Here is an 8,325-nt window from a genome sequence, read left to right on the forward strand (position 1 = left end):
CCTTGATGTCTACCCCTTCGCTTCCCAAGTCAATCGTGGAAGCACCACGGAGTTGCATTTCCGGAGTTTTGTTCGGGTCGGAACCGAACTCCATGTTGTCGAAAATCATCAGGGACGGGTCGAGGTTTTTCAACGATTGGAAAACGTTGGCATTACCCACCCGCTTTAAATCTTCGTTTTTCATAGAAATGGAAGAACCCGTAAAACTCTCGGCTTTACGTTCGAAGATTCCGGTGACCACTACCTCTTCCAATTCGCTTTGATCTTCCGTCAGCGTTACCTTGAATTCCCGTTGTTTGCCGACTGTCACCTCTTTCGATTTCATACCGATCATAGAAAACACCAGCACCATGTTTGGGGTCTCCGGTAATTTCAGGGAAAACTTTCCTTCTATATTGGTAGAAGTTCCCAGGGTTGTGCCTTTCACCAACACCGTTACCCCCGGCAAAGCCGCTCCCGTCTGATCGACAACCACACCTTCAAGCGTAATCTCATTGACTGTCTGAGGAAGATCTTTTTGTCTGACGATCAGAATATAATCATCCATAAATTTATAGGACATCCCTTGATCCTTCAGTACCTGTTTCAACACCTCTTCGAGTTCCACATCGATAAAATCCGCCTTTACTTTTCCATCGAACTTCAATTGGTCATCATTGTATATGACCGTTTGGCCGGTCTGCCGGCCGATTTCTTTAAACACCTCCTTCAATCCGGCCTCGCCCAATTGCATCGTAATCCGCTGTTGGGCCAAAGACCTGGCCGAAACAGAGGTTGCAATACAGACACACATCAAAAAAATCAATTTCATAATCCGAAGTAATTTTTGCGGCTTGCTTTTTCGCATAACAAACCACCAATTCGCATTTTTTTTCATAGATTTGTGAATTAATGAATAACTAAAATTATTCTTCCTTTTCGGGAGAATCCCGGTGCGTGTTGGAAGCGCGCACCGGTTTTTATTTTTTATTGACTATAACCGTACGATTATTTACAGCAAACTGCACATCTGTAAGCTCCTCTATAATATTCAAAACATAATGCAGATCATTATACTTCTTAAATGCCCCGGAAAATTTCAACTGTTTCAATTGTTCGGATGTGAAAAAGAATTCCACATCGTACCAACGGCCCAATTTACGTACTAACTCATCCAAAGGCATTTCGTCAAAATTCAGGATCCCTTCTTTCCAACCGATATATTGAGTGACATCGACTTCCCGGACGGTTCCCCGATGGGTTTCCGATCGATATACGTATTGTTCGTCGGGCTGCAATACCAATTGTTGCCGGTCGGTCTGTATACCGACCTTTCCATGTACCAAGGTCACAGCGGATTCCGCATCGCCGGGATAAGCCATGACATTGAATCCGGTACCCAATACCTCGATCTTTACTCCCGTAGTTTCTACCATAAACGGACGTGCCGCATCTTCAGCCACTTCAAAATAGGCTTCGCCGCTAACCCGGACAGTGCGGGTATCGCCTGTAAACAGTACAGGATATTTCAGTTCCGATTCGGAATTCAGATTCACGATAGTTCCGTCGCTCAAAGCCAACGTGTATTCTCCCCCCCGGGGAACTACCAACACATTGTACTTTACCTCCTCCTCCAGCTCTCCGGCGTTGTTTTCATATTGCAGTTTTCCTCCGGAAGCCACCACATTCACCTGTCCTTCATTCAATAGACAATCGTTCTCTCCCAAATCACATTTCGTCCCATTGCTCAGGAACAATTGTGCTTTTATTTTTCCATGCGCGATCTGTTCTTCGGCAGGTAAGTTTACCGTCTCATTGATCCTGAAGGTTTGCCGGGCTGCCCATCCCAGCAAGAAAGCAAACGGTAAAAGGACCGCCGCATATTTTATTACGCGACGTATACGGATGCGCTTCCGGTTCCTTAAAAACTCACGAAAAGCCCCTTCTGCATCCACAGCATGCAGCTCCGACAAAGTATTTTCAAAATATCCTTGCTGACGAAACCTTTCCCAAAGTAAACGATGTTCCTCACTTTCTTGTAACCATGCCTCGAAACAGCGTTTCCTCTCCTCCGGCAACTCTCCTAATAAAGCTTGTGTCAACAATTCTATAGGTGTATCCATATTCAGTGTATTTATTCACTTACACTATATAGTCACCTAATTCTTTGCTAAGGGGTAAAGAAATATAAAAAAAATTATTTTTTTTCAAGATTCACCATGAGGGAAGCCGTTCAATCGAGTCCAAACATATAAAAATCAGTCCAATAAACAAAGTGAGGATTTCTCCCGGAAAAGAAAGAAAAGCAACCACAAATCTCCGATTTTTTCCTTGATGATTCTCCGGGCTATCTGTTTCTGTTTTTTAACGGTCTCTTCGGATATACCCATTTGCTCGGCAATCTCCCGTTGTGATAAACCGTCCATATGTTTTACAAAGATCTCTCTGCATTTAGGGGCCAGCCGCGAAACCACCTCATTAACACGGCGTACAACCTCCTGTTCGAAATAGAGCATTTCAAAGTTCGTATCTCCCGGCCGGTCAATGTGGTCTTCTATAAGCCGATGCCTTTTCCGGTTGCGTAATTCATTCAGACAACGGTACTTGACAGCCTGGTACAGATAAGTCACGATATTTTCCGCTTCACGGATTTCCCGGTTGGCTTCCCAGGTGCGGATAAAAACATCCTGCACCAAATCCTCTGCCCATCCTTCCTCCTCTTTCAATATTCTACGGGCATACAATATCAATGAGGGATAATAATCCAGATACAAACGATGAAAATTACTTTCAGTCAGTTGAAAATCGGATATATACTCAGGACAGTTCACCATATATTACCTATCATTCACAACGCAATCATTTACCTTCCTATCTGCTCACGTCACGTGCATTCGCTAGTTTTTGTTACAAAAATAAGATATTTTCCCCAATAATCAACTATCAATGAATCAACATTCGCTTCACAGAAATCAAACAAAATCCGATGCAGTATTCAAATAAATTTGATACCGCATCGGATTATATTACAAAAGCAACCGATCGTTTTGTTCTTACTCCAGTTACTTATTACCCTGCATTTTCTCCATTTCCTCTTTCGATCCAACGACCAATCCCCGGAGTTCTTTCATACCGGTACCCACCGGAATCAAGTGACCGCAGATCACGTTTTCTTTCAAGCCTTCCAACGGATCCACCTTACCGTAAATGGCAGCTTCGTTCAACACTTTTGTCGTTTCCTGGAAAGAAGCGGCAGAGATAAAGCTGGAAGTCTGCAAAGCAGCGCGGGTGATTCCCTGTAATACCTGAGCCGAAGTAGCAGGTACAGCATCGCGGGCTTCGACAACTCTCAAATCCCGGCGTTTCAACTGAGAATTGATATCACGGAGTGTACGGGCAGAAATAATCTGGCCGGCTTTCACGCGGTCGGAATCTCCGGGTTCCATCACCACCTTCTTACCGAACATCTCGTCATTTTCCTCCATAAACTCGCTCTTATCCACGATCTGATTCTCCAGGAAGCGGGTATCTCCGGAATCCTGAATCAATACCTTACGCATCATCTGGTGTACAATGATCTCGAAATGTTTATCGTTGATCTTCACACCCTGCATCCGGTATACATCCTGAACTTCATTCACAATATATTCCTGAACGGCAATCGGTCCCTGAATATTCAGAATATCGGTCGGAGTGATCGCTCCGTCGGACAACGGCGTACCGGCACGTACATAGTCGTTTTCCTGTACCAGGATCTGTTTTGACAGAGAAACCAGGTATTTCTTCACCTCGCCGGCTTTAGAAGTCACGATAATTTCGCGGTTACCCCGTTTGATCTTACCGTAAGTCACCTCACCGTCGATTTCAGAAACGACTGCCGGATTCGACGGGTTACGAGCCTCGAACAATTCGGTTACACGAGGAAGACCACCCGTGATATCGCCTGCCTTACCGACAGCTCTCGGGATCTTCACGATCGTACTACCGGCCGTTACTTCATCTCCTTCTTTCACTACGATATGAGCCCCCACCGGCAAGTTATAACTCTTGACGATATTCCCGTTTTTGTCTTCAATGGTCAAAGCAGGTGCTTTGGTCTTATCACGGAACTCGGTGATTACTTTTTCACGGAAACCGGTCGTTTCATCCGATTCTTCTTTGTAAGTCTCTCCTTCGATCAGATTTTCAGAACCGATCTTACCACTGAATTCAGTTATGATCAATGCATTGAACGGGTCCCATTCGCAAAGCAGATCATTCTTCTTGATTTCCTGACCGTCTTTCACAAACAGTTTTGCACCGTAAGGAATATTATGCGTAATCAGGATAATATTGGTATTTTTGTCGATAATCCGCAATTCAGTCAAACGGCCGACAACGACATCACATTTCTGCCCGTTGTCCTGTGTATATTCTACTGAACGCAATTCCTCGAATTCTATGATACCGTCGTATTTCGCTTTCAGAGAGTTCTCGGTCGAGATGTTACCTGCCGTACCACCCACGTGGAATGTACGCAAGGTCAGCTGTGTACCCGGTTCACCGATAGACTGTGCAGCAATGGTACCGACAGCTTCACCCATCTGTACCAGCTTACCGGTAGCCAGGTTACGTCCGTAGCATTTCGAACATACCCCTTTCTTCGCTTCGCAAGTCAGTACAGAACGTACTTCTACACGTTCGATCGGTGATTTCTCGATGGCTTCGGCAATCTCTTCAGTGATTTCATCTCCTGATTTCACCAATAACTCACCGGTGTGAGGATGGTAAATATCGTGTACAGACACACGTCCCAGGATTCTTTCATACAGCGAAGCGACTACTTCTTCGTTATTTTTGATAGCAGCGATAGTAACCCCTCTCAACGTACCACAATCCTCTTCTGTGATTGTAATATCGTTGGCAACATCCACCAAACGACGGGTCAGGTAACCGGCATCTGCCGTTTTCAGAGCCGTATCGGCCAAACCTTTACGGGCACCGTGAGTAGAGATAAAGTACTCCAACACGGACAATCCCTCTTTGAAATTCGCCAAAATCGGATTCTCGATAATCTGACCACCGGTAGCACCCGATTTCTGCGGTTTCGCCATCAAACCACGCATACCGCCCAACTGACGGATCTGTTCACGGGAACCACGGGCTCCGGAGTCAAGCATCATATAAATAGAGTTGAATCCCTGATCGTCTTCGGCCAATTGTTTCATCAACGTATTGGTCAGCTTGGCGTTCACATGCGTCCAGATATCGATGATCTGATTGTAACGTTCGTTGTTCGTGATGAAACCCATGTTATAGTTGTTCATGACCTCTTCTACCTGGTCATATCCTTCCTGTAACAGGGCATCCTTTTCTTCCGGTACGATAACGTCGGCCAGATTGAACGACAATCCGCCTTCGAATGCCATACGGTATCCCAGGTCCTTGATATCGTCCAGGAATTTGGCAGTCACATCAACCCCGCAACGTTTGAACACATCACTAATGATGTCACGCAATGATTTCTTTGTAATCAGTGTATTGATGTACGGGAAATTCTTCGGTGTAAACTGGTTCAGAATAACACGTCCCACAGTCGTTTCGATCATATGGACATATTCATTTCCAGCATGATCGACATCCTTGATCTTCACCTGTATCTGAGCATGCAAATCTACCGCCTTTTCATTCAGGGCGATGATCACCTCCTCGGGTGAATAGAATTTCAATCCTTCTCCTTTAGCTCCCTTACGCGGTTTGGTGATATAATACAAGCCGAGCACCATATCCTGCGAAGGCACTGTAATCGGTGCCCCATTAGCAGGGTTCAGAATGTTATGTGCACAAAGCATCAGGATCTGAGCTTCCAGAACAGCTTCATTACCCAGCGGCAAGTGAACGGCCATCTGGTCACCGTCGAAGTCGGCATTGAATCCGGTACAAGCCAGCGGGTGCAAACGGATAGCCTTTCCTTCGATCAATTTCGGCTGAAAGGCCTGAATACCCAAACGGTGAAGGGTCGGAGCACGGTTCAACAATACCGGATGACCTTTCAATACGTTTTCCAGAATATCCCAAACCACCGGATCACGACGGTCTACGATTTTCTTGGCACTCTTCACGGTCTTCACGATACCCCGTTCGATCAACTTCCGGATGATAAACGGCATATATAATTCGGCTGCCATATCTTTCGGCAAACCACATTCGTGCATTTTCAGGTCCGGACCCACCACAATAACCGAACGGGCCGAATAGTCGACACGTTTACCGAGCAAGTTCTGACGGAAACGTCCTTGTTTACCTTTCAAACTGTCGGAGAGTGATTTCAACGGTCGGTTATTCTCGATCTTAACGGCATTGGATTTACGTGAATTGTCGAACAATGAATCGACAGCTTCCTGCAACATTCGTTTTTCATTACGCAGGATCACATCCGGCGCCTTAATTTCGATCAACCGTTTCAGACGGTTATTCCGGATAATGACCCGACGGTACAAATCGTTCAGGTCGGAAGTAGCGAAACGTCCTCCGTCCAACGGTACCAACGGACGCAATTCCGGTGGAATTACAGCCAGCACCTTCACGATCATCCATTCGGGTTTATTCACCTCTTTGCTTTCACGGAAAGCTTCTACCACTTGCAGACGTTTCAGCGCTTCGTTTTTACGTTGCTGAGAAGTCTCGGTATTGGCTTTATGACGTAATTCGTAAGACAGATCGTCCAAATTCAGACGTTCCAACAACATCTGAATCGCTTCGGCACCCATCTTAGCGATAAATTTATTCGGATCGTCATCGTCCAGATGCTGATTGTCGGCAGGCAGAGCATCTACGATGTCCAGGTATTCCTCTTCCGTGAGCATATCCAGCTCAGCGATTCCTTTTTCAGACATAATACCCGGTTGTACCACGATATAACGTTCGTAGTAAATAACAGCATCCAATTTCTTGGAAGGTAATCCTAACAGATATCCGATCTTGTTGGGGAGGGATTTGAAATACCAGATATGAGCCACCGGAACGACCAGCTGGATATGCCCCATCCGTTCACGGCGTACTTTTTTCTCCGTCACTTCCACACCACAACGGTCACAAACGATACCTTTATAACGGATGCGTTTGTATTTACCGCAATGGCACTCGTAATCCTTTACCGGACCGAAAATCCGCTCACAGAACAGACCGTCACGTTCAGGCTTATAAGTACGGTAGTTGATGGTCTCGGGCTTCAACACCTGTCCGCTGGAATGTTCCAGAATTTCCTCAGGAGAGGCCAGTCCGATAGCAATTTTTGTAAAGCTCTTGGGCTTGTTGGTATTATTATCTTTTCTAAAAGCCATAATTTTTGAAGTTAAAGGCTAAAAGCTAAAGGCTAAAGGCTTATTACCTATAGCTTTTAGCTTATAGCTTTTTACATTATATCAAGTTCACGCTTAATCCCAGTCCTCTCAGCTCATGCAACAATACGTTGAATGATTCGGGCAGACCCGGGGTAGGCATAGGCTCTCCTTTTACGATATGCTCGTAAGTTTTGGTACGGCCCATTACATCGTCAGACTTCACGGTCAGGATTTCCTGCAGGATATGAGCAGCTCCGAAAGCTTCCAGAGCCCAAACCTCCATCTCACCGAAACGCTGCCCACCGAATTGAGCTTTACCACCCAAAGGCTGTTGCGTAATCAACGAGTACGGTCCGATCGAACGGGCATGCATTTTATCATCTACCATGTGACCCAGTTTCAGGAAGTAGGTCACTCCTACTGTCGCCGGCTGGTCGAAACGTTCACCGGTACCACCGTCATACAAGTAGGTTGTACCGTAACGAGGCACACCGGCTTTATCGGTATAGGCATTGATATCGTCCAGGCTTGCACCGTCGAAAATCGGAGTGGCGAATTTCAATCCCAATTCTTTACCGGCCCAGCCCAATACAGCTTCGAAAATCTGTCCCAGGTTCATACGGGAAGGTACACCCAACGGATTCAAACAAATATCCACCGGAGTACCGTCGGCCAGGAACGGCATATCTTCAACCCTTACAACGCGGGATACGATACCTTTATTACCGTGACGTCCTGCCATCTTATCACCGATCTGCAATTTACGTTTTTTCGCTACGTAAACTTTAGCCATTTTGATGATGCCGGAAGGAAGTTCGTCTCCGACAGTAGCATTATATTTTTTACGCTTCATCTGTCCTTCGATCTCCTTGTATTTGATCACAAAGTTGTGCAGCAAATCACGGATCATATCGTTCTTCTGTTTATCTGTCGTCCACTTGTTCGGATTGATTTCCAGATAATTCAGATTTTGCAAAGTTTTCAGCGTAAACTTCACGCCTTTCGGAATAACATCTTCATTCAG

Annotated in this window: 5 protein-coding genes; all 5 read right to left on the bottom strand. The window is 45.6% G+C overall.

Annotation, left to right across the window (positions count from 1 at the left end):
• A partial coding sequence (locus WS34_RS13485; RefSeq protein ID WP_286693794.1) for an STN domain-containing protein occupies positions 1-811 on the bottom strand: 811 nt, incomplete at its 3' end.
• 148 nt (positions 812-959) lie between these two features.
• The gene (locus WS34_RS13490; protein WP_286693795.1) at positions 960-2,102 is read right to left on the bottom strand and encodes a FecR family protein; all 1,143 of its coding nucleotides are present in this window, start codon (positions 2,100-2,102) and stop codon (positions 960-962) included.
• Positions 2,103-2,237: 135 nt separating this feature from the next.
• Positions 2,238-2,813 carry an RNA polymerase sigma factor gene (locus WS34_RS13495; RefSeq protein WP_046403898.1) on the bottom strand — a complete coding sequence of 192 codons (576 nt, stop codon included), beginning with the start codon at positions 2,811-2,813 and terminating at the stop codon, positions 2,238-2,240.
• A gap of 228 nt (positions 2,814-3,041) precedes the next feature.
• A complete protein-coding gene (gene rpoC, locus WS34_RS13500; protein ID WP_013612166.1) occupies positions 3,042-7,301 on the bottom strand; it encodes a DNA-directed RNA polymerase subunit beta' in 4,260 nt (1,419 codons plus the stop codon).
• A gap of 76 nt (positions 7,302-7,377) precedes the next feature.
• Positions 7,378-8,325, bottom strand: a 948-nt coding sequence (locus WS34_RS13505) for a DNA-directed RNA polymerase subunit beta (protein ID WP_046405435.1), incomplete at its 5' end; no start/stop codon positions are given.

The organism is Odoribacter sp. N15.MGS-14 (genome assembly GCF_000980245.1).
GTDB classification, from domain to species: domain Bacteria; phylum Bacteroidota; class Bacteroidia; order Bacteroidales; family Marinifilaceae; genus Odoribacter; species Odoribacter splanchnicus.

What these genes read in the sequence shown, in the direction of transcription:
- WS34_RS13495 (WP_046403898.1), bottom strand. Translation starts at nt 2,813, where the DNA reads ATGGTGAACTGTCCTGAGTATATATCCGATTTTCAACTGACTGAAAGT.
- rpoC (WP_013612166.1), bottom strand. Translation starts at nt 7,301, where the DNA reads ATGGCTTTTAGAAAAGATAATAATACCAACAAGCCCAAGAGCTTTACA.
- WS34_RS13490 (WP_286693795.1), bottom strand. Translation starts at nt 2,102, where the DNA reads ATGGATACACCTATAGAATTGTTGACACAAGCTTTATTAGGAGAGTTG.